This window comes from Streptomyces sp. NPDC050625 (genome assembly GCF_040654755.1).
In the GTDB taxonomy this organism is placed as follows: Bacteria; Actinomycetota; Actinomycetes; order Streptomycetales; family Streptomycetaceae; genus Streptomyces.
In genome coordinates this window covers 86,850-109,016 of sequence record NZ_JBFAIQ010000003.1, presented here as the reverse complement: position 1 = coordinate 109,016, position 22,167 = coordinate 86,850, and the positions used below count along the sequence as shown (strand labels likewise).

General features: G+C 71.5%; 19 protein-coding genes. 11 read left to right on the top strand and 8 right to left on the bottom strand.

Annotated features, from left to right (window positions below; translation table 11 throughout):
• Positions 1 to 54 precede the first annotated feature (54 nt).
• On the top strand, positions 55 to 1,017 hold the full coding sequence (era, locus tag AB0I54_RS08015) for a GTPase Era (RefSeq protein ID WP_363295075.1): 963 nt from the start codon (positions 55 to 57) through the stop codon (positions 1,015 to 1,017).
• A gap of 522 nt (positions 1,018 to 1,539) precedes the next feature.
• Here era and AB0I54_RS08010 read toward each other — a convergent pair.
• The 4 genes from AB0I54_RS08010 to AB0I54_RS07995 all read right to left on the bottom strand — a co-directional run bounded on the left by AB0I54_RS08010 (position 1,540) and on the right by AB0I54_RS07995 (position 5,543).
• On the bottom strand, positions 1,540 to 2,793 hold the full coding sequence (locus AB0I54_RS08010; protein WP_363295074.1) for an MFS transporter: 1,254 nt from the start codon (positions 2,791 to 2,793) through the stop codon (positions 1,540 to 1,542).
• Positions 2,790 to 4,121: a GH1 family beta-glucosidase gene (locus AB0I54_RS08005; protein WP_363295073.1), complete on the bottom strand. Its 1,332-nt coding sequence runs from the start codon at positions 4,119 to 4,121 to the stop codon at positions 2,790 to 2,792. The genes AB0I54_RS08010 and AB0I54_RS08005 overlap by 4 nt, the downstream gene beginning before the upstream one ends.
• Positions 4,122 to 4,184: 63 nt before the next feature.
• The gene (locus AB0I54_RS08000; RefSeq protein ID WP_263208554.1) at positions 4,185 to 4,451 is read right to left on the bottom strand and encodes a protealysin inhibitor emfourin; all 267 of its coding nucleotides are present in this window, start codon (positions 4,449 to 4,451) and stop codon (positions 4,185 to 4,187) included.
• A 21-nt stretch (positions 4,452 to 4,472) separates the two neighbouring features.
• The gene (locus AB0I54_RS07995) at positions 4,473 to 5,543 is read right to left on the bottom strand and encodes a M4 family metallopeptidase (RefSeq protein WP_363295072.1); all 1,071 of its coding nucleotides are present in this window, start codon (positions 5,541 to 5,543) and stop codon (positions 4,473 to 4,475) included.
• Between the two features lie 337 nt (positions 5,544 to 5,880).
• Between AB0I54_RS07995 and leuA the strand changes: the two genes are divergently transcribed.
• The 10 genes from leuA (at position 5,881) to AB0I54_RS07945 (ending at position 17,260) form a co-directional block, all read left to right on the top strand.
• Positions 5,881 to 7,602: a 2-isopropylmalate synthase gene (gene leuA / locus AB0I54_RS07990; RefSeq protein ID WP_363295071.1), complete on the top strand. Its 1,722-nt coding sequence runs from the start codon at positions 5,881 to 5,883 to the stop codon at positions 7,600 to 7,602.
• A 185-nt stretch (positions 7,603 to 7,787) separates the two neighbouring features.
• Entirely contained in the window at positions 7,788 to 8,483 is a 696-nt protein-coding gene (locus tag AB0I54_RS07985; protein WP_363295070.1) for a TerB family tellurite resistance protein, read from the top strand.
• Between the two features lie 142 nt (positions 8,484 to 8,625).
• On the top strand, positions 8,626 to 10,701 hold the full coding sequence (locus AB0I54_RS07980) for an MMPL family transporter (protein WP_363295069.1): 2,076 nt from the start codon (positions 8,626 to 8,628) through the stop codon (positions 10,699 to 10,701).
• A 69-nt stretch (positions 10,702 to 10,770) separates the two neighbouring features.
• A complete protein-coding gene (locus AB0I54_RS07975; RefSeq protein WP_363295067.1) occupies positions 10,771 to 11,997 on the top strand; it encodes a histidine kinase in 1,227 nt (408 codons plus the stop codon).
• Positions 11,994 to 12,659, top strand: coding sequence for a response regulator transcription factor (locus AB0I54_RS07970; protein ID WP_363295065.1), 666 nt, complete (start codon positions 11,994 to 11,996; stop codon positions 12,657 to 12,659). Before AB0I54_RS07975 ends, AB0I54_RS07970 begins: the two co-directional genes overlap by 4 nt.
• A 416-nt stretch (positions 12,660 to 13,075) precedes the next feature.
• Positions 13,076 to 13,624, top strand: a complete 549-nt coding sequence (locus tag AB0I54_RS07965; RefSeq protein WP_363295064.1) for an HD domain-containing protein — start codon at positions 13,076 to 13,078, stop codon at positions 13,622 to 13,624.
• An 18-nt stretch (positions 13,625 to 13,642) separates the two neighbouring features.
• Entirely contained in the window at positions 13,643 to 14,008 is a 366-nt protein-coding gene (locus tag AB0I54_RS07960) for a hypothetical protein (protein ID WP_363295063.1), read from the top strand.
• 145 nt (positions 14,009 to 14,153) lie between these two features.
• Positions 14,154 to 15,434 (top strand): hypothetical protein, encoded by a 1,281-nt coding sequence (locus AB0I54_RS07955; protein WP_363295062.1) that lies wholly within the window; start codon positions 14,154 to 14,156, stop codon positions 15,432 to 15,434.
• On the top strand, positions 15,424 to 16,062 hold the full coding sequence (locus tag AB0I54_RS07950; RefSeq protein ID WP_363295061.1) for a hypothetical protein: 639 nt from the start codon (positions 15,424 to 15,426) through the stop codon (positions 16,060 to 16,062). Before AB0I54_RS07955 ends, AB0I54_RS07950 begins: the two co-directional genes overlap by 11 nt.
• 10 nt (positions 16,063 to 16,072) lie before the next feature.
• On the top strand, positions 16,073 to 17,260 hold the full coding sequence (locus AB0I54_RS07945) for a sialidase family protein (protein WP_363295060.1): 1,188 nt from the start codon (positions 16,073 to 16,075) through the stop codon (positions 17,258 to 17,260).
• Positions 17,261 to 17,278: 18 nt separating this feature from the next.
• Here the strand turns inward: AB0I54_RS07945 and AB0I54_RS07940 are convergent, their stop codons facing one another.
• From AB0I54_RS07940 to AB0I54_RS07925, 4 genes are read right to left on the bottom strand one after another with little or no spacing between them, the layout of a single operon-like run.
• Positions 17,279 to 18,214 carry a dihydrodipicolinate synthase family protein gene (locus AB0I54_RS07940; RefSeq protein WP_363295059.1) on the bottom strand — a complete coding sequence of 312 codons (936 nt, stop codon included), beginning with the start codon at positions 18,212 to 18,214 and terminating at the stop codon, positions 17,279 to 17,281.
• Positions 18,214 to 19,230, bottom strand: a complete 1,017-nt coding sequence (locus AB0I54_RS07935; protein ID WP_363295058.1) for an ABC transporter ATP-binding protein — start codon at positions 19,228 to 19,230, stop codon at positions 18,214 to 18,216. Before AB0I54_RS07935 ends, AB0I54_RS07940 begins: the two co-directional genes overlap by 1 nt.
• Positions 19,227 to 21,206, bottom strand: a complete 1,980-nt coding sequence (locus AB0I54_RS07930; RefSeq protein WP_363295057.1) for a dipeptide/oligopeptide/nickel ABC transporter permease/ATP-binding protein — start codon at positions 21,204 to 21,206, stop codon at positions 19,227 to 19,229. The genes AB0I54_RS07935 and AB0I54_RS07930 overlap by 4 nt, the downstream gene beginning before the upstream one ends.
• A complete protein-coding gene (locus AB0I54_RS07925; RefSeq protein ID WP_363295056.1) occupies positions 21,206 to 22,165 on the bottom strand; it encodes an ABC transporter permease in 960 nt (319 codons plus the stop codon). The genes AB0I54_RS07930 and AB0I54_RS07925 overlap by 1 nt, the downstream gene beginning before the upstream one ends.
• Between the last annotated feature and the right edge of the window lie 2 nt (positions 22,166 to 22,167).

Below are 22,167 nucleotides of genomic sequence, written 5' to 3'. Positions count from 1 at the left end.
TCCGGAAGCTCACTCAGCACACACCGTGCGGCGCGGCCTTGTGGATCAGGGAGAATGGGCGCCATGAGCGTTCGCACCCAGTCATCCGAGCAGTCGGCCGAGGCCGTCCACCGCGCCGGCTTCGCCTGCTTCGTGGGCCGCCCCAACGCGGGCAAGTCCACCCTCACGAACGCTCTGGTCGGGAAGAAGGTGGCGATCACCGCGAACCAGCCGCAGACGACGCGGCACACGGTACGCGGCATCGTGCACCGGCCCGACGCCCAGCTGATCCTGGTGGACACCCCCGGACTGCACAAGCCGCGCACACTGCTCGGCGAGCGCCTCAACGACGTGGTCCGCACCACGTGGGCCGAGGTCGACGTGATCGGCTTCTGCCTGCCGGCGAACGAGAAGATCGGCCCCGGTGACCGCTTCATCGCCAAGGAGCTGGCCGGGATCCGCAAGACCCCCAAGGTCGCCATCGTCACCAAGACCGACCTGGTGGACTCCAAGACCCTCGCCGAGCAGCTGATCGCGATCGACCAGCTCGGCAAGGAGCTGGGCTTCGAGTGGGCGGAGATCGTCCCGGTGTCGGCGGTCGGCGACAAGCAGGTGGGCCTGCTGGCCGACCTGCTCGTCCCGCTGCTGCCGGAGGGCCCGGCGCTCTACCCCGAGGGCGACCTCACGGACGAGCCCGAGCAGGTCATGATCGCGGAACTGATCCGCGAGGCCGCCCTGGAGGGCGTCCGTGACGAGCTGCCGCACTCCATCGCGGTGGTCGTGGAGGAGATGCTCCCGCGCGAGGACCGCCCCGCGGACCGCCCCCTCCTCGACATCCACGCCAACCTCTACATCGAGCGCCCCAGCCAGAAGGGCATCATCATCGGCCCGAAGGGCAAGCGCCTGAAGGAGGTCGGCATGAAGTCCCGCAAGCACATCGAGGCCCTGCTGGGCACACCGGTCTTCCTCGACCTCCACGTCAAGGTAGCCAAGGACTGGCAGCGCGACCCGAAGCAGCTGCGGCGGCTGGGGTTCTAGTCCGGCAGGCCGACGGCGGACCGGCTGTGCCGCAAGGCGACCGGTGCCGGGTCCGGGGCGCCTTGCTGGTGGGTACGGGCCTGTCTGCTCGGTGAGCCGGCGCTGCTGGGCGCGGGACGCGTCCAGCCGGCGTCGGACGCGTACGCGGAGCGGCTGCGGGAGCTGGGACACCCGTTGGCCCGGCTGCCCAGGACCCGGCTGGACATCGAGCACCGGTTCGGCGTCCGCGTCCGCGGGCTGGGGCCGGTCAAGACGGCGACCCAGCTCCGTACGCGCTTCCCGGAGGCGCCGCCCTCGGAGTCCGGCGCGGCGGCCGGGCGGACAGCGGCGGAGGCACTCGACCGCGACCCGCGACCCTTCACCGCCGGTGGCTGGTCCCGGACCCCCGAGGCACGTTTCTTCCTCCTGCCGCACCCGCTCGACCCGGACGACTTCGGCTTCTCCTTCCTCCGGGAACCGCCCCTGGCCAGCCTGGTGGACGAGGGCACGCGCACCGGGGGCCGCGCGGGTTGTGAGGGACTCTCAGTCGACCCCCCGTATCCGGCTCACCAGCCCCGCCCCCGCCAGGCCGATCACCGCTGCCACCAGGTACAGCACCCGGTAGCCGCCCAGGTAGGTCACGATCGGTGCGGCGAGGGCGGGGGCCGCCACCTGGGGGAGGGCGTTGGCCACGTTGATGACGCCCAGGTCCTTGCCCCGGTCCAGTGCCTTCGGCAGGACGTCCGTCATCAGCGCGAAGTCGACCGAGGTGAACACGCCGAAGCCGATGCCCAGGACCGCCGCCGCCACGATCGCGCCCGGCCAGGTCTGCCACCCCGACAGCAGTGCCGTCGCCACCGCCATCAGCGCGCCCGACCAGAGCACGAACGGCTTGCGCCGGCCCACCCGGTCCGACCAGACCCCGCCGACCACGACCGTGCCCAGCAGGGTCAGGCCGTTCACCGCCGTCAGGATCAGCACGCCCTCGTCGGGGTCGGGGCGGAGGAGACGGTCGCGCAGGTAGTACAGGAGGTAGAGGAGGACCAGGGAGTTGCTGAGGTTGATCAGGAAGCGGGTCAGCCAGGCCCAGCCGAGGTCGGGGTGGCGGCGCGGACTCAGCCAGAAGCCCGCGAGGAAGCCCCGCCAGTCCCAGGGCGGCCGCTCCGCGTCCGCCAGCCGCAGGTCCTCGTAGCGCAGGACGTACGGCAGCACGCCCGCCAGCGTGAACACCGCGCACGCCGCATACCCGGCCCCGATCCCGCCCGCCGCCGTCGCCAGGCCCGTCCCGCCGACCACGCCGAGGATCTGTGCCGCCCCCAACCAGCCGCCCACCGCGCCCCGTTGCAGCCTGGGCACCCGGTCCGGCACCGCCGCCGTGACCGCCGCGAAGGCCGCGTTGAGCGTCAGCTGGACCAGGCACCAGCCCAGCGCCATCGTCCACACCCCGCCCGCGCCCGCGAGCAGCAGCAACGACAGCGCACCGCCGGCCGCGCCGGCCACGATCCACGGCGTACGGCGGCCCCATCGGGACGTGGTCCGGTCGGACAGCGCGCCGAAGACCGGGTTGGCGATCATGGACACGACCGCGCCCGCGCCCGTGACCCACGCCAGCATCGTCTCCTTGGACATGCCGGAGCCGGGCGCGAAGTCCCCCGCCTGGGAGGCGAGCAGGATCTGCAGCGGCCCGAACCAGCCCACCCATATCGCCCCGTTGGCCAGCGAGAGTGCCGCCGTCCAGCCCCGGCCGACCCGCTCGACCGGCTCGGACAGCGCGGCCGGCGGACGGGTCGTCGTCATCCCCCCGCCCCCTGTCTCTGCGCCCGCAGCACCTCCTGGAACCAGCGGTACGAGGCCTTCGGGGTCCGTCGCTGCGTCTCGTAGTCGACGTGCACGAGACCGAACCGGCGGGCGTAGCCCTCGGCCCACTCGAAGTTGTCGAGCAGCGACCAGACGAAGTAGCCGCGCACGTTCACCCCGGCCTCCACCGCCCGGTGCAGCGCCCGCACATGGCCGTCCAGGTAGGCGATCCGGTCCTGGTCGTCGATGCCCTCGTACGAGCAGCCGTTCTCGGTGATGACGACGGGAGGGAGCCGGTCGCCGTAGCGGTCGTGGAAGGTGGTGAGCAGCTCGGTGAGGCCCTCGGGGACGACCGGCCAGCCGAAGTCCGTCACCGGGCGGCCCTCGATCTCCCGGACGGTGAAGGGGAGTTCGGAGGGGATCGTCAGGCCGCCGAACTCGGTGTCGGTGCCCTGCGGGGCGCCCACCTTCGTCGGGGCGTAGTAGTTGATGCCGTAGAAGTCGAGCGGCTCGGCTATCGCCTTCAGGTCCGAGTGGACGTCGCCCGGCATCAACTCGCCCATCCCGTCGGGGTATTCGCCGAGGACGATCGGCTCGGCGAACAGTCGGTTGAGCAGCAGGTCGTAGAAGCCCGCCGCCTCCAGGTCGGCCGGCTCCCGCGAGGCGGGCCAGGTCGGCCCGTGCGAGTTGGCGATGCCGATGTCCGTGGCCCCGGCCGCGCGCAGCGCCCGTACCGCGAGGCCGTGGGCCAGGAGCTGGTGGTGGGCGACGGGGAGCGCGTCGAAGACGAGCCGCTTGCCGGGGGCGTGGGCGCCGATGGCGTGGCCCAGCAGGGTGTGTTCCGCCGGTTCGTTGAGGGTGATCCACTTGGTGACACGGTCGCCGAGCCGGGCGGCGACCACCGAGACGTACTCGGCGAAGCGCGCCGCGGTGTCCCGGTCCAGCCAGTCGTACCGAACCGGCAGGTCCCAGTGGAAGAGGGTCGGGACGGGGCGTACGCCCGCCGCGCACAGCTCGTCCACCAGGCGGTCGTAGAAGTCCAGGCCGTTCGGGGAGTTCACCCTGGGCCAGGAGATGGAGAAGCGGTACGCGTCCACGCCCAGGCCGGCCAGGAGCGCCACGTCCTCGCGGTAGCGGTGGTAGTGGTCGCAGGCCACCGCCGCCGTCGAGCCGTCCTTCACCCGTCCCGGCTCTGCCGTGAACGCGTCCCACACGGACGGCTCGCGCTCGTCCACCGCCCCCTCGATCTGATGGGCCGAGGTCGACACGCCCCACAGAAAACCGGCCGGGAACTGAGGTATCGGGTTCGTCGCCATGGGCGCGATCATCCTTACCGCTGGTAACGGAAGTCAACGCCCAGGCGTGAACGCGCAGTCAGAGATCCCGGCGGGTCACGCCCCTTCCTTCAGCACCCATGTGATCAGCCTGCGCTGGTCCTGTGTCAGGTGGGGATCCGCCGCGTACACGGTCCTGCCGTCGACCGTGATCTCGTAGCTGAAGCCGTCCGGCACCCCGAGGGGCGGTGTGCCCCGGCCGGCGGCGAGCGCCTGCCCGGCCAGGGCCTCCCACTCGGGTGCGTCGGGCCGCCCCGAGGTGTCCACCTCGGCATGCCGCTCGATGCCCGCGAATCCGCCCGTGCGACTCACCTGAATACGCATGGGTCCCTGTCTAGTACGGATCTAGAGGGTGCGCACCCCGACCTGCTCCCAGGCCTTGCTGACTGCGTCCGTCTCGTCGCCCGCGCCGTAGCGTGCCTTCGCCGCCGCGACGGTCAGCGTGGCGAAGTCCGCGAACAGCGCGTCCTTCTTCAACCGGCCGCCGGTCAGCGTGTCGTACCAGATCTGTCCGGCCCGCTCCCAGGCGTTGCCGCCGAGGGCCGTGGCGAGCAGGTAGAACGCGTGGTTGGGGATGCCGGAGTTGATGTGGACGCCGCCGTTGTCGCGGCCGGTGCGCACGAAGTCGTCCATCGTCGCGGGCTGCGGGTCCTTGCCGAGGACGTCGTCGTCGTACGCCGTGCCCGGGGCCTTCATCGAGCGCAGCGCGGTGCCGGTGACGCGCGGGGCGAGCAGGCCCGCGCCGATCAGCCAGTCGGCCTCCGCGGCGGTCTGGCCCAGCGAGTACTGCTTGATCAGCGAGCCGAAGACATCGGAGAGCGACTCGTTGAGCGCGCCGGGCTGGCCGAAGTAGGTGAGGTTGGCCGTGTACTGGGTGACGCCGTGGGTGAGTTCGTGGCCGATGACGTCGATCGGGATGGTGAAGTCGAGGAAGATCTCGCCGTCCCCGTCGCCGAACACCATCTGCTCGCCGTTCCAGAAGGCGTTGTTGTAGTCCTTGTCGTAGTGGACGCTCGCGTCCAGCGGCAGACCGCTGCCGTCGATCGAGTCGCGCCCGTAGGCCTTCAGGTACAGCTCGAAGGTGGCGCCGAGCCCGGCGTAGGCGCGGTTGACGGTGGCGTCCTTGCCCGGGGCGTCGCCCTCCGCGCGGACCTTCGTGCCGGGCAGGTCGGTGCCGTGCCGGAGGTCGTAGATGGTGCGGTGCGGCTTCTCGGCCTCGGCGGTGGTGGGCGCGGCGACGGCCGGGGCGCCGATGACGGTGGTCAGGCGCCGGCGGGTCCGCTCAAGGGCGTCGCGCTCCAGGGTGCGGCGGGCGGGACGGGCGAGCGCGGGGTCCTCGGTCTGGGCGAGCCTGTCGAGGACGTGCGGCGGGACGATCGTGCAGAAAACGGGCTCGAAGCCCCCGTGGGTGGTCATGTCCGGCACCTTCGCACTGTGTTATGCCGCTGTCACTACCCGCAACCATGATTGGTGAAATACGGGGACAAGACCCCCGCTGGCCGTCACCGAGTGGTATGGCGCACTTTTTGTCCCATTTACTTCTCGGGTCCCGCATACTGAAACAGGCCCGCGCACCCGGCCCGGCTCGGCTAGGCTGCGGAGCATCATGCGTTTCGGGCTGCTTCTCCTTAGCTGCCGCGGCGAGGGCCTGTAGTCAAAAGGCCGACTCCCTCCCCGCGGAGCTTGGCGTTGCGTCGTCGGCCGTCCTTCCGGACACCGGACACACCGGACTTCTCGAGGAGCCCACGCAATCATGGCGAACCGCCAGCAGCCCAGTTCCATGCCGATCCACAAGTACGGCCGGTACGAGCAGGTCGACATCCCGGACCGTACCTGGCCCGAGACGCGGATCACCGCCGCCCCCCGCTGGCTCTCCACCGACCTGCGCGACGGCAACCAGGCCCTGATCGACCCCATGTCGCCCGAGCGCAAGCGCCGGATGTTCGACCAGCTGGTCAAGATGGGCTACAAGGAGATCGAGGTCGGCTTCCCGGCCTCCGGCCAGACGGACTTCGACTTCGTGCGCTCGATCATCGAGGAAGAGGGCGCGATCCCGGACGACGTCACGATCTCCGTACTGACCCAGGCCCGCGAGGACCTGATCGAGCGGACGGTGGAGTCCCTGAAGGGCGCCAAGCGCGCCACCGTCCACCTCTACAACGCCACCGCCCCGGTCTTCCGCCGGGTCGTCTTCCGCGGCTCCAAGGACGACATCAAGCAGATCGCCGTCGACGGCACCCGCCTGGTGATGGAGTACGCCGAGAAGCTGCTGGGCCCCGAGACCGAGTTCGGCTACCAGTACAGCCCGGAGATCTTCACCGACACCGAGCTGGACTTCGCCCTGGAGGTCTGCGAGGCGGTCATGGACGTCTGGCAGCCCGGTCCGGGTCGCGAGATCATCCTGAACCTGCCCGCCACGGTCGAGCGCTCCACCCCCTCCACCCACGCCGACCGCTTCGAGTGGATGGGCCGCAACCTGTCCCGCCGCGAGCACGTCTGCCTGTCGATCCACCCGCACAACGACCGCGGTACGGCCGTCGCCGCCGCCGAGCTGGCCCTGATGGCCGGCGCCGACCGCGTCGAGGGCTGCCTGTTCGGGCAGGGCGAGCGCACCGGCAACGTCGACCTGGTCACCCTGGGCATGAACCTGTTCTCGCAGGGCGTCGACCCGCAGATCGACTTCTCCGACATCGACGAGATCCGTCGTACGTGGGAGTACTGCAACCAGATGGAGGTCCACCCGCGCCACCCGTACGTGGGCGACCTGGTCTACACGTCCTTCTCCGGCTCCCACCAGGACGCCATCAAGAAGGGCTTCGACGCCATGGAGGCCGACGCCGAGGCCAAGGGCGTCACCGTCGACGACATCGAGTGGGCGGTCCCGTACCTGCCGATCGACCCGAAGGACGTCGGCCGCTCCTACGAGGCCGTCATCCGGGTCAACTCGCAGTCCGGCAAGGGCGGTGTCGCGTACGTCCTGAAGAACGACCACAAGCTGGACCTGCCGCGCCGGATGCAGATCGAGTTCTCCAAGCTCATCCAGGCGAAGACGGACGCCGAGGGCGGCGAGGTCACGGCCGCCGACATCTGGTCGGTCTTCCAGGACGAGTACCTGCCGAACCCGGACAACCCCTGGGGCCGCATCCAGGTCCGCACCGGCCAGTCGACGACGGACACCGACGGCGTGGACAGCCTCACCGTCGAGGCGACGGTCGACGGCGAGGACACCGTCCTGACCGGTACCGGCAACGGTCCGATCTCGGCCTTCTTCGACGCCCTGCAGTCCATCGGCATCGACGTACGCCTGCTGGACTACCAGGAGCACACGATGAGCGAGGGCGCCTCCGCGCAGGCCGCCTCGTACATCGAGTGCGCGATCGGCGACAAGGTTCTGTGGGGTATCGGCATCGACGCGAACACGACGCGTGCGTCGCTCAAGGCGGTCGTGTCCGCCGTGAACCGCGCGACCCGCTGACCCCCTCTGACCGGGCATTTCGCTGCCCCGACCGCTGTGCACGGCGGTCGGGGCAGCGTCGTTTCTCGGCCATGGGCAAGAGGAGGTCACGGACAGGTCTCGTACTAGGTAATGACTCCACCTCGACAATGTGGCTAACATCACGCCAGCGCGGCGATGTTGCCGCGGCGTTACGGAGGTGCGACGTGCTGCCAGTACGGGGACGAGACGACCGTGCCACCAGGCCTGCGCGCATTGTGGGTACCCGCACCGCGTGGACACCCGTGGGCGACGGCGAGTTCTTCTGTCCCGGCTGCGGAGGGGACCGCAACTACCAGCGGCTCACCGGCCGGCGCCGCTTCACCCTCCTCGGCGTGCCGGTGCTGCCGCGCGGGGCGACCGGACCGGTCGTCGAGTGCGCGTCCTGCCGCCGCCACTTCGGCACCGACGTCCTCGACCATCCGACCACCTCCCGCTTCTCCGCGATGCTGCGCGACGCCGTGCACACCGTCGCCCTGGCCGTCCTCGCCACGGGCGGCAGCTGCGCCCGTACGTCCCTGGAGGCCGCCGCGAGCACGGTCCGCGCCGCCGGCTTCGAGGACTGCACCGAGGACCAGCTCAGCGCGCTCGTCGAGGCCCTCGCCGCCGACACCGGGCGGCTCTACGACCAGCCGTGCGGGGCCGGCCTGGCCATAGAGCTGCACGAGTCCCTCGACCCGCTGGCCCCGCACCTCGCCCCCGCCGGCCGTGAGTCGGTCCTCCTCCAGGCCGCCCGCATCGCCCTCGCCGACGGCCCCTACACGCCCGCCGAGCGCGACGTCCTCGCCACCATCGGCGGCGCCCTGACCATCTGCGCGGACGACGTCACCCGGCTCCTCGCGGCGGCGCGTACGCCCTCCTGATACTCCCCGGGGAGTAGTCCGGCCCCCCGGACACCCGTCGCAGTACCCCCGAACTCGCCCTCCCGCGCGACGAATCCCGCCCCCGGCGCCGGAAGTCTGGAGACCACACCAGACATCCGCGCCGGAGGGAGAGCCCGTCACCATGGGGGCCGAAGAAACGACACGCACAAGACGACGCGCCATCCCCTGGCTGCTGATCGCGCTGTGGATCGGCGTCCTGGCCGTTGCCTCGCCGTTCGCCTCGAAACTCGCCGACGTCCAGCACAACCGGGCCACCGACTACCTGCCGGCGAGCGCCGACTCCACCCAGGTCGCGAAGATCCAGGACCGCCTGCCCGGCGGCGAGAGCACCGAACTGGTCCTCGTCTACCACCGCGACGGCGGCCTCACCGCCGCCGACCGGGCCACGGCGGGCAAGCAGATCGCCACGATCGCCGGGCAGCACACCCTGACCGGCACCCCGAGGGGGATCCCGGCCAAGGACGGCACCACCCTCATGTACCCGGTGACCAGCAACGAGCCCGGCACCGACGAGAAGAAGCGCGACGCCCTGGTCGAGGACGTCCGCCGGGTCGCCCACGACCAGGACGGACTGAGCGTCGACGTCGGCGGCCCGAGCGCCCTGGCCACGGACGCGGGCAAGGTCTACGACTCGCTCGGCGGACCGCTGCTCTACACCACGGTCGCCGTCGTCGCCGTCCTGCTGATCCTCATCTACCGCAGCCCACTGCTGTGGCTGGTCCCGCTGGTCGTCGCCGGCACCGCCGACTTCCTGTCCATGGGGGTGGCCTACGGCCTCAACCAGGCCTTCGGCACCACCGTCTCCGGCCAGAGCCAGGGCGTGATGACCATCCTCGTCTTCGGCGCCGGCACCGACTACGCCCTGCTGCTGGTCTCCCGGTACCGGGAGGAGCTGCGGCGCCACGAGCGGCCGTACGACGCGATGCGGGCCGCGCTGCGCGGCTGCGGGCCCGCCGTCCTCGCCTCCTCGGGCACGGTGGCCGCCGGACTGCTGTGCCTGCTCGCCGCCGACCTCAACTCCAGCCGTGGCATGGGCCCGCTGGGAACCGTCGGGGTGCTGTGTGCCCTCGCCGCGATGCTGACCCTCCTGCCCGCCGTCCTCGTCCTGCTGGGCCGCCGGGTGTTCTGGCCGCTGGTGCCCGCCTACGGCAGCACGCCCAAGGTCCGCCGGTCGCTGTTCGCCGCGATGGGCAGCTCCGCGGGCCGCCGCCCGCGCACCGTCCTGGCCGCGGGAGCCGTGCTGCTCGGCGCGCTCGCGCTGGGCACCCTGAACCTGCCCGGCACGGTCAAACAGCAGGACAGCTTCATCGACAAGCCCGACTCCGTCGTCGCCATGGAGACCCTCGCCAAGGCCTACCCCGAGCGGTCCGCCCAGCCCATCGACGTCATCACCCCCGCGGACCGGGCCGACGCCACCCTGGCAGCGGTCCGCGACACGCACGGAGTCGCGAGCGCACAGCGCGGCCGCACCGGCGGGGGCTGGACCGAGATCGCCGTGACCGCCGCGGCGCCGCCCCAGTCCGCGGCCGAGACCGCCACCATCAAGGAACTCCGGCACGCCCTCAAGGGCTCCTACGTCGGCGGGCCCAGCGCCCAGCAGATCGACCTGAAGGACACCAACGCCCGCGACCGGCTGGTCGTCGTGCCGATCGTCCTCCTCTCCGTCCTGCTGATCCTCGTCGCCCTGCTGCGCTCCCTGGTCGCGCCGCTGATCCTGGTGACCGCCGTGGTCGCGGTGTGGGGTGCCGCGCTCGGCATCGGCGGGCTGGTCTTCGAGCCGCTCTTCGGCTTCAACGGCACGGACCCCGGCCTCGGACTGCTGTCCTTCGTGTTCCTGGTCGCCCTGGGCGTCGACTACGGCATCTTCCTCATGCACCGCATGCGGGAGGAGTCGCTGAACGGCGCCGAACCGGCCGCCGCCGCGCTGACCGCGCTGCGCACCACCGGCGGGGTGATCGCCTCCGCGGGGCTCGTCCTCGCGGCCACCTTCGCGGTGCTGACCAACATGGGCCTGGTCCCGCTCGTCGAGCTCGGCTTCGTCATCTCGGTCGGCGTGCTGCTGGACACCTTCCTCGTCCGGACCTATCTGGTGACCAGCGCGAGCGTGGCGCTGGGACGGCGGGTGTGGTGGCCGGGACGGCTGTCGCGGACACCGGACCCGGTACGGCCGCGAGCCGCGCCGGAACTGGTGAGCTGACGCACCGGACCCGGTGAGCCGAAGAACCGGGCGCCCCTGCCTGCCGCGGGGGCGCCCGTCTACCGGAAGATGAACCTCGTGCAGGCAACCCTCATCGACGCCCGGCCCGGTCCCGGCCGGCGGATCCGCGCGGCCCTCGGGTTCGCGCCCCGCGACACCCTGCGGCAGGACGCGAGCCTCGCGGCCGCCCTCGCCGTCGTCGCGTCCGTCCTGGCCGCCGCCGACCTCGGCAGCGGGCGGCACCCGGACGCGCTCGGCTGGACCCTGCTGCTCTCGGCCCATGTGCCGCTGGTGTGGCGGCGGCGGGCGCCGATGGCGGTGCTGTGCGTGGCGATCGCGCTGCTCGCGACGTACCACCAGCTCGACTTCAACCACTCCGCGCCCACCGCCGCCTCGATGGCCGCGCTCTACACCGTGGCGGAGACCCGGAACCTGCGGCGCACCCTGCCGATCGGGGCCGGCGTCATCGGGCTCATGGTGATCCTCAAGCTCAACGACGGCATGGCCGGGGTCGCCGAGAGCATGCGCGTCACCGGGTGGGTCATCGCGATGCTCGTCATCGGCAGCTACCACCGCGTCCACCGGGAGAACGTGGCCGCCGCCCTGGAGCGGGCCGAACGCGCCGAGCGCACGCGCGAGGAGGAGGCCCGCCGCCGGGTGGCCGAGGAGCGTCTGCGCATCGCCCGCGACCTGCACGACCTCCTCGCCCACAGCATCACCCTGATCGGCGTCCAGACCTCGGTCGCCGCGCATGTCCTCGCCGCCGACCCGACGCGCCTGGACCGCGAGGCCGTCGCCAAGGCCCTCGACGACATCGCCGAGACCTGCCGCACGGCCCGCGGTGAGATCCGTACGACCCTGGAGGTCCTGCGCGACGGCGACCACGCCTCGCCGGACACCCGCGGCCCCCTGCCCGGCCTGCACGGCCTGCCGGACCTCGCGGTGACCGCGCGGGCGGCGGGGGCGGAGGTGGAGCTGACGGTACGGGCCGGTGATCCGCCGCCCGCCGTCGGCGCGGCCGCCTACCGCATCGTGCAGGAGGCGCTCACCAACGCGGTGCGGCACGGCGGGCGGGACGACCTGTCCGTGCGGGTGAGCGTGGACGAGCGGGACGGTGCCCTGCGGGTCCGGGTCACCGACGACGGCACGGGCGTGGCGGACAGCGCCCCCGGCTTCGGCCTGGTCGGGATGCGGGAGCGGGCGCGCAGCGTGGGCGGCACGGTGCAGGCCGGGCCGCGGGCGGACGGGGAGGGCTTCGAGGTGACCGCGCAACTGCCTCTGGAGGGAGCCGCATGAGCGCCATCCGCGTCCTGCTCGCCGACGACCAGACCCTCGTGCGGGCCGCCTTCGCCATGCTCGTCGAGTCGGCGAAGGACATGGAGGTCGTCGGGCAGGCCGGCACCGGCCGGGAGGCCGTGGAGCTGGCCCGCCGGGAGCGCGCCGACCTCGTCGTCATGGACATCCGCATGCCCGACCTCGACGGCATCGAGGCCACCCGGCTCATCGCCGCGGCCGAGGACCTGGCCGGGGTGCGGGTCCTCGTCCTGACCACCTACGACACCGACGAGCACATCGTGGAGGCGCTGCGTGCCGGCGCCTCCGGCTTCCTGGTGAAGGACACCCGCCCGGCCGAACTCCTCGATGCCATCCGCACGGTGGCCGCGGGCGAGGCCCTGCTCTCCCCGGGCCCGACGGCGCGGCTGATCGAGCGCTTCCTGCGCAGCCCGTCGGCGCCGTCCACGGCCGGACCGGAATGCCTCTCCGAGCGGGAGCGCGAGGTGCTGGCCCTGGTGGCCCGTGGCCTCAACAACACCGAGATCGCCGAGGCCCTGGGCCTGAGCCCGCTGACGGCCAAGACCCATGTCAGCCGCATCATGGGCAAGCTGGGGGCGAGGGACAGGGCACAACTCGTCGTCGTGGCGTACGAATCGGGCCTGATCGTTCCGGGCAGCGGCTGAGGCCGAGGCGCGTCGGGAATGAGTCATATTCCCCTGGAACTCACTTTCGGTATTCTTTCTGGCTTCGTCTCCGGTCGAATCGGGTATAGGGCGGAGGAAGCTGCCGCCTGGCAGTTGCGGGGGGAGGGGGAGCGATTTCGTCCGCGCGCATCCTGGCATGATCGAATTCCGGGGCCGCCGTGCCGCAATCGATCAACTCCGCTGATCTTGGCGCGTCGGGGACCTGCAAAAGGGCACAACTCGGCCATGCCGCCCTGCTAGCCTCGGTGTCTCGATCACACAAGGGGAGGTAGATCATGACATGGGCCGAAGCGGTGCGAACCCTTCCTGGTTTCCCACGTGTCGACGAACTGACCGAACTGGGAATAGGCGATCCGGATACGGAGCTTTCGCAACTCCTCGATTTCCTCGGCCGGATGGATGAACTGAAACATGTCCAGCGGCAGAATCCGGTGTCGAACGGATCGCGCCGCGAGAACACCGCCGAGCATTCCTGGCACGTCGCCCTGGCCTGCTTACTGTTCACCCGGTACGCCGCCGAGCCGATCGACCCGATGCGCTGCGTGGGTCTCGCGGTGGTGCACGACATGGTCGAGGTGGTCGCGGGGGACACCTTCGTCTACGGCCCCGCGGCCGCCGGCCGCCGGCGGCGCGAGGAGCGGGCCATCGACGTCCTCCTGCGGCCACTGCCCGCCCAGGAGCGCGAGGAGCTGGAGACGGGCTGGCGCGAGTACGAGTTCACCCAGACGGCCGAGGGCAAGTACGTCATGGCCCTGGACGTCCTGCTGCCGATCTTCATGAACCTCATGGCCGGGGAGAAGTCCTCGTGGCGGCGGCACGGTGTCGCCGCGGCGGCGGTACGGCACCGGGTGGAGCGGGTCGAGGAGACCATCCCGGCGCTGGCCAAGGTCGCGTACGAGGCCATCGACAAGGGAATCGAGCGGGGTCTGCTCACCAAGACATGACGGGGGAGCGAGGGGGAAATGCTGAGTGCGCTGCTTCCCACGGGTACGGCGATTCTCGGACTGCTGGCGGGGCTGCTCGCCCCGATGGTCAGCAGTCTGCTGGACGGCCGTAAACGCCGGACCGACAACCAGCGCGTGCAGTGCGACGAAATACTCACGCTTTTCCAGGGTGTCGATGTCGTGCAATCCCTCACCGAACCGAGCAGCGTCGTCAGACGCAGTCTTCTGCTGCGGGCGGTCCGTATTCAGGACGACCGTGCCAGACAGGCGTGCCACGATCTCGTCGAATACGCCGTGGGCCCGGAATTCCGGGAGGACGAACTGCTGAACCGGTGGAGCGTGATGATTCACGAAGTTGCCCGAGTGTATCGATCGATAACCTGAGCAGGCTCATATCGGGGGATGGTGGTGGCGCATGCCATCAGGATTAGAAGCCGACCAGGCTCTGGCGGCCAGAGGATTGCTCCGTTCCGGTTCCGGTACGGGGCGTGCGGGGGCCGGTGTCGCGCCGAACGCGGGGGCGGTGAGCATGACCGCGGCCTCGCTGCAGAGCGAGCTGGGCCAGGCACTGCGCGAGGCATCCGAGGTCACGGTGTGCGGTGTGGCGTCACGGGAGTTCATCACCGCGATCCAGTCGGTTGCCTCCAGCGCGCCGGGGACCGACCCCGAACTGCCGTGGGACGTCTTCCGCTATGTGACCCCGGCACCCACCCTGATCCTCGCCAACCGATGGAACGTACGCCTCGGCCCGGTGGTGCAGCAGTGGCAGTCGGCCGTCACCGCGCTGCGCAACTCGGTCCAGCAGTGGCAGCGGCCGCAGGCCGTGACCGAAGCCCGGGACCGAGGCTTCCACCTGCTCTCCATGGATCTTCTGTATCTGCAGATGTCGATCCTGGTGAAGCAGCGGGAGACCGGGCGACAGCGGGTGTGGGCGGCCATCGGGCCGCCCTCCGCCTCGGGCGTCGAGCAGTACGAGTCCTGGGAGGAGGGCACACCGAAGTTCCAGCAGATCGCCGCCAACATCAGGGAATGGGCCGACGGCGCCAGTGACTTCCTGACCCGGCAGGTCGACTGCGCCCCGGTCGACCCGCGCGTCGCCGAGGTGGGCAACGATCTCCTGGCGTCGGGCACCGCGACGACGGACCCACAGCTGTGGAAGCTGCCGATCCGGTCCCTCGAACCCTACGGTGCGAAGGCGCGGCGCAGGACGTGCCTTCCGGTGACGATCTGCGTGGTGCGGGCGAGATCCGCGGGACAGACGGTCGTGCTGCTGAAACGGCGCAGCCATATGACGGCCAACGACGACTTCGGAAAGCTGTCGCTGCTGAGCGCGCGGGTCCTGGAGGAGGACGTCGCGGTCGCCCTGGGGGTCGTGCCCTTTCTGGACCGTGACTCCGGCGACGCGATCGACGCCATGTGGATGGCGGCCAACGCCCCCAACGAGGCACTCACCCTGTCGCGGGAGGCGTTCGTCCACGCCGGACAGCGCGAACTGTTCTACTCCACCGGTCTCGACATCCCCGAGAACCGGTTCCGGCTGCGCGGGTTCCAGGTGGTGGAACGCGAGAACACCGACGAACAGCTGTTCTTCTCCATCTTCGAAGTGGTGCTCTACCGCCAGCCCGACGAACTCGCTCTCGCCAGCCAGTGGAACGGCGCAGATCCCCGCGTCCTGTCGCGTGTGGGCGAGTCCCTCCTCTACTCGGGGACGTACGACAGCGAGCTGAACCGGCTGCTGCTGCGCGGGCGGGAGTGGCTGGTGAACCATGTCTTCAACGAGCCTGTTCCGGTGGTGCCCGATGGACCATGAAGCGGTGGCGGCCTTCGTCTTCCTGCGCGCCGAGCCGCGCCCGCAGGTGCTCGTGGGAATACGAAGGCCGGAATGCAACGACCGGCATCCGGGCGTGGTCAGCGTCCCCACGATCCGGATACCGCGCGAACTCGCCCTGCAACTGGCCTGCCTGGTCCCGGTCGGCCTGCCCGGCCTCGCCCACGCCGACGGGAACGCGACCTCCCGCGGCTTCGGGGTCTCCCGGGCGACCACGACGCTGGAGGGGCTGCTGGTGGAGACCGTGCTCGCCAAGAAGCTGCGCATGGGTGACGCCCTGGAGTCCGGGCTGGTCTCGGGCGAGTGCTTCGTCCACTGTGTGCTGCGCGGCGACGTGGAGGACCCGACAGGACGTGACGGCAGCGTCGAACCCACCTTCATGGTGGCGCTGGTCGCCCGGATCCACTCCGGCACCGAGGCGTTCCCGGTCAGCAGCGCCAGCTACTCGGCACTGTCCTGGGCGGATCCGGAGGAGTTCGTGACGGCCTGGCGCACCAGGGACGGGCAGCGGCTCTTCCCCGACGCCAGCCCGCTGGAAGTGTGCATCAGGGGACTGTGCGTCCAGGCCGCGGTGCGTGTCCTGGAGTGGGAGAACGCGGATGTGGCGTAAAGGGAGAGGAATGACACTCCTGAGCCGCACCCTCCTGACCGCCGCCGTGCTCCTCGCTCCGCTCACCGTCGCACAGCCCGCCCATGCCGGTGAGGGCTGTGCCTCCTCGGTGCCGTACGTCTCCGGGCAGGGCGGGTACGACACCTATCGGATCCCCGCCACCGTCACCACCCTAAGAGGCACCGTCCTCGCCTTCGCCGAGGGCAGACACAACAGCGCGGGCGACACCGGCGACATCGATGTCGTCCTCAGGCGCTCCACCGACGGCGGCTGCACCTGGGGCCCGCCGCGGGTGGTCGCCGCCGGGGACGGGAACACCCGGGGCAACCCGGCACCGGTGGTCGACCCGCGCACCGGTGCGATCGTGCTGGTCACCTCCTACAACAGCGGTGCCGTGACCGAGGCGCAGATCATGCGCGGTGAGGTCACCCCGGAACAGAGCCGCCGGGTGTTCGTGCAGCGCAGCCAGGACGACGGCCGCCGGTTCACGGCCCCGCGGGACATCACGGCCGAGGTGAAGCGGGCGGACTGGCGCTGGTACGCGACCGGCCCGGGGCACGCCGTCGCGCTCACCCGGGGCCCGTACCGGGGCCGCCTGGTCGTCCCGGCCAATCACTCGGCGGCCCCGCCCGCCGGCTCTCCCGACACCGGCCAGGAGGCCAGGTACTACGGCGCCCACGCGATCTACAGCGACGACGGCGGCCGCACCTGGCGGGTGGGCTTCGTCGACGACTCCTACGACGGCGTGGCGAACTCCAACGAGAGCACGGCCGCCCAACTCCCCGACGGCAGGCTGTACTTCAGCTCCCGAGACCAGAACGGCAGCGGCCCAGGCAACCGCCTCGACACCTACTCCAGCGACGGCGCCGAGACCCTCGACCGCCCCTACGCCGCCCAGCCCACCCTCGACGACGTCCCCGTCGTCGAGGCCTCCGTCCTCCAGCTCCGCGGGCCCAAGGCCCCGCTGCTGTTCTCCGGCCCGTCCGTGCCCACCGCCCGCCGGGAGATGGCCCTGTGGTCCAGCACCGACGGCGGGGCGACCTTCGCCAAGGTGCTGACGCTGTCCGCGCAGAAGGCCGCCTACTCCGACCTCGTCCAGGTGGACCACGAGACGGTGGGCATCCTGTACGAGACGGGGGTGACGGGTACGTACGACACGATCGAGTTCCGGCGCCTGCCGGCCGGCGACTTCCGGTGAGCCCGGTCCCGGCAGGACCTACAGCAGCCCGGCGCCCGCCAGATACTTCCCCACCCGCTCGACCTCCTCCGCGGACAGCGGGATCTGCGGCTCGGCCGTCGCCGGGCAGTCGATGACGCCCCTGAGACGGAGCGCCGCCTTGAACGCGCCGAGCGCCGACGAGCTGCCGCCCATCCGGGCCGGGTCGCCGACCCGCACCATGCCGAACAGGGCGCACAGCCGGTCCTGTTCGGCCCGCGCGCCGTCCCAGTCCTCCGACCGGCACAGCCGGTACAGCCGGACGTAGCCGTGCGGGTCGACGTTGGCGAGGCCCGGCACGGCCCCGTCGGCCCCGAGCGCGAGGGCCGCGTCGACGACCAGCTCCGAGCCGGTGAGCACACTGAAGCGGGTGGTGCCGGTGAGGTTCCGGGCCCCGGTGACGACCTGGCGGAAGGCGCCCAGGTCGCCGCTGGAGTCCTTCACACCCGCCAGCACCCCGTCCGCGGCGAGCTCCAGGACCAGTTCGGCGGGGAGCTTGGTGTGCACGGCGACCGGGATGTCGTAGGCGATGACCGGGACGCTGCTGACCGCCGCGACCCGCCGGTAGTGGCGGGCGATCTCCGCCGGATGGGTACGGGTGTAGAACGGCGCGGTGACCACGACCGCCTGGGCGCCCGCCGCGGTGGCCCCCCGGACGTTGTCCAGCACCCGGGGCGTGGTCATGTCGATCGCCCCGGCCAGCACCGGCAGCTGCCCGCCGACATGACCCACGACCGCCTCCATCACCAGCATGCGCTGCAGGTCCGTCAGATACGCGGCCTCCGAGGTCGAGCCGAGCACGAACAGACCGTGCACCCCGCCCTCCACCAGATGGTCGACGAGCCTGAGGAGCGAGGGGACGTCCACCTCGCCTTCCGGTGTCAGGGGGGTGCAGACGGGCGGTACGACACCGGTCAGCGGGGCGGGGAAGGTCATCAAGGCTCCCTGGGAAGACTCTGGCGCACGAGGTCGCGGGTCGACTGGTCCTCCTCCACAGGATGGTGACACCGGTAGCGATGTGCCGGGCGCGACGCGGCCGAAAAGTCCGGCATGGCCGAGGCGCACACCTCGTCCGCCTTCCAGCAGCGGGTGCGGAACGGGCAGCCGCTCGGCGGCCGGGTCGCCGACGGCACCGGGCCGGTCAGCGGAATCGGGTCGATCGGGTCGAGCAGGCCGGGCGTGGCGGAGAACAGGGCGCGGGTGTACGGGTGTCGCGCCCGGTCGGTGACCCGGCCGGACGGGCACTCCTCGACGATCCGGCCCAGATACATGGTGATCACCCGGTCGCTCATCCGCCGTACGGTCTGGATGTCGTGGGAGACGAACACCAGGGCGAGGCCGAGGCGTTCCTTCAGATCGAGCAGGAGGTTGAGGATCTGCGCCCGCACGGACACGTCGAGGGCGCTCGTCGGCTCGTCCGCGACCACCAGGTCGGGGTCGAGGGCCAGCGCGCGGGCGATGGCGACGCGCTGGCGCTGGCCGCCGGAGAGCTGGCCGGGCAGCGCGTCGGCGAGGGCGCGGGGGAGGCCGACGAGAGCCATCAGCTCCCGCACCCGCGCCTCGCGCTCCCTCCTCGTCCCGCGGTCGTGGACGTCCAGCGGGTCGCGCAGGATCCGCCGGACCGGCAGCCGGCGGTTGAGGGCCGTCGACGGGTCCTGGAAGATCATTCCGGTGCCGGCACCGACGGCGGCCCGGCGCTGTGCGGGCGGCATGGACCACAGGTCACGGCCCTTGAACGACACCGCCCCGGACGTCGGCCGCTCCACACCCACCAGCACCTTCGCCAGGGTCGACTTGCCGCAGCCGGACTCGCCGACCACACCGACCGTCTCACCGGGCGCGACGGCGAGATCGGCGCCGGTCAGCGCGTACACCCGGTCCCGGGTGAACAGGCCGCCGCTGCGCGCCCTGTGGACGACATGGGCGTCCGCCAGCTCCACGACCGCGTTCACTTGACGGCCTCGCTCTCCGTCGTCACCAGGTCGACCGCCGGGTGGTGGCAGGCCGCCGTGTGGGTGGGCGTGCCGAGCAGGTCGGGAGCGGTCGTACGGCACACCTCGCTCGCCCGTGGACAGCGGTCCGCGAACCGGCAGCCCGCCGGGAAGTCGGCCGGGGCCGGGACGACACCCCTGATCTGGGTCATCCGCTCGGCCGCCGACTCCAGGGACAGCACGCTGCCGAGCAGCCCCCGGGTGTAGTGGTGGGCCGGTGCCGCGACCAGGTCGGCGGTCACGCCCGTCTCCACGATCTGCCCGCCGTACATCACCACCACCCGGTCGGTGACGTCGGCCACCAGCGCCAGGTCGTGCGAGACCAGGATCAGTGCGAAGCCCAGCTCCGCCCGCAGCCGCAGCAGCAGCTCCATGATCTGCGCCTGCACGGTCACGTCCAGCGCGGTCGTGGGTTCGTCGGCGACGATCAGCTTCGGGTCGCGGGACAGCGCCATGGCGATCAGGACGCGCTGGCGCTGCCCGCCGGAGAGCTCGTGCGGATAGCTGCGCAGGGTGCGTTCGGGGTCGAGGCCGACCAGGGTCAGCAGCTCCGCGGGGGAGCGCCGGCCGCCGCGCCGTACCAGTTGCCGCAGCTGGGCGCGGATGGTCATCGCCGGGTTCAGGGAGGACAGCGCGTCCTGGTAGACCATCGCCATCTCGTGGCCGAGGAGTCTGCGCCGTACCCGCATCGGCTCGGCGAGCAGGTCCCGCTGGTGGAAGCGGATCTGGCCCCTGACCCGGGCGTCCCTGGGCTGGAGCCCCATGACGGTGAGCGCGGTCAGCGACTTGCCGCAGCCCGACTCGCCCACCAGGCCCAGCACTTCGCCGGGCCGCACCTCGAAGCTGATGCCGTCGACGATGTCCACGCCCCCGTGGCGTGCGTCGAAGCCGATGGCGAGGTTCTCCACCGCGAGCACCGGCACCGCGCCGGGGCCGGGCAGGGGCCGGGCCCGCGAGCGCAGCCGCCGGGCGGCCTCGGTCAGGCCGGGCAGGAGCGGCACCTCGCCGCCGCCCGGCTCCGGCGCCTCGACCGGGTCGTCGTCCTTGCGCGCCGTCACCTCCCGGGCCGCCGGGGCCGCCCATGCGTCCGAGACGCCCTCGGACAGGACGTTCAGCGACAGGACGGTGACCAGCATCAGCAGCCCGGGGAAGACGGTCGCCCACCAGCCGCCGGTGAGCACCATGTTCTTGCCGTCGGCGATCACGCTGCCCCAGGACGGGTCCGGCGGCCGCACCCCCGCGCCGATGAAGGACAGCGACGCCTCGAAGACGATGGCCTCGGCGACCTGGACCGTGCAGAACACCAGGACGGGGGCGGCGCAGTTGACGGCCACGTGCCGCAGCACGATGTGCGGGGTGCGGGCGCCCATCACGCGTTCCGCCGTGACGTAGTCCTCGCCGTACTGGTCGAGGACGTTCGCCCGTACGACCCGGGCCACCGGCGGGGTGAACAGGAACGCGATCGCGCAGATCAGCACGGTGATGCCGCCGCCGAAGACGGCGACGAGCACGGCGGCCAGCGCGATGCCGGGGAACGCCATCACCACGTCCAGACAGCGCATCAGCGTCTCGTCCACGCCCTTGCGGGAGGTGGCGGCCACCGCCCCGACGACCGCGCCCACGACCAGGGCGAGCGCGGTGGCGCCGAGACCGATGGCGAGGGACCAGCGGGCGCCGTACATCAGCCTGCTGAGGATGTCCCGGCCGAGGCTGTCCTGGCCCATCCAGTGGTCGGCGGACGGATGCCCGGTGCCGTCGACCGGCGGCCGCTGGTCGAGCGGGTCGTCCGGGGCGAGGACGGGCGCGAGCAGGGCCGTCAGCACCACGACGGCCAGGAAGCAGACGGCGACCCGGGACAGCGGGGGCAGCCTGCGCCAGCCGCGCAGCCGGACGCCGGGCCGGGACAGGGCCCGGGTGAGGTCTTGGCGCGTGAACATCAGGTCGCGTCCCTCAGTCGCGGGTTGACCAGGAGATGGAGGATGTCGATGGCGAGGTTGACGACGACGAAACCGGTCGCCGTGGTCAGTACGACACCCTGGACGACCGCCGGGTCGCCGTTCTGCACCGCGTCGATCATCAGCTTGCCCATCCCGGGCAGCGAGAAGATCGTCTCGATGACCACCGCGCCGCCCAGCAGATAGCCGACGCGCAGACCGAGCACGGTCAGCGGATTGATCAGGGCGTTGCGCAGCACGTTGCGCCCCACCACCACCCGTGGCGGCAGCCCGCCGCCGATCGCGGTCCGTACGTAGTCCTTGTCCAGCTCCTCCACCACGGAGGTCCGCACGATCCGGGTCAGCTGGGCGGCCACCGGCAGCGACAGCGCGAACGCCGGCAGGGTCATCGTCCGCAGCCAGCCGGTGAAGGAGTCGGCGGGGTTGATGTAGCCGCCGGTGGGGAACCAGCCCTGGTCCACCGCCAGGTACTGGATCATCAGCAGCGCCAGCCAGAAGCCGGGCGCGGCGACCCCGGTCAGGGACACGACCCGGATGATCTGGTCGGGCAGCCGGTCCCGGTGGATCGCCGCCGTGACCCCGCCGAGCAGCGACAGCACCACCGCGATGCCGAGCCCCAGGAAGGTGAGCTGGAGGGTGAGCGGCAGCGCGGTGGTGACCTGGTCGAGTACCGGCGCCCGGGTGAGGGCGCTGGTGCCCATGTCGCCGTGGAGCAGGTCGCCGACGAAGTGGACGTAGCGCACCGGGAGCGGATCGAGCAGCCCGTTGTGCTCCCGGAAGTCGTGCAACTGCTGGGGCGTCGGATTGGCGCCCTGGAAGAACGCGGACGCCGGGTCGACGTCAGAGAACCGCATCACCAGGAACACGAACAGCACGATGCCCAGCATCAGCGGCACCAGCAGGGCGACACGGCGGAGCAGGATGCGCAGGACGGCGACCACGC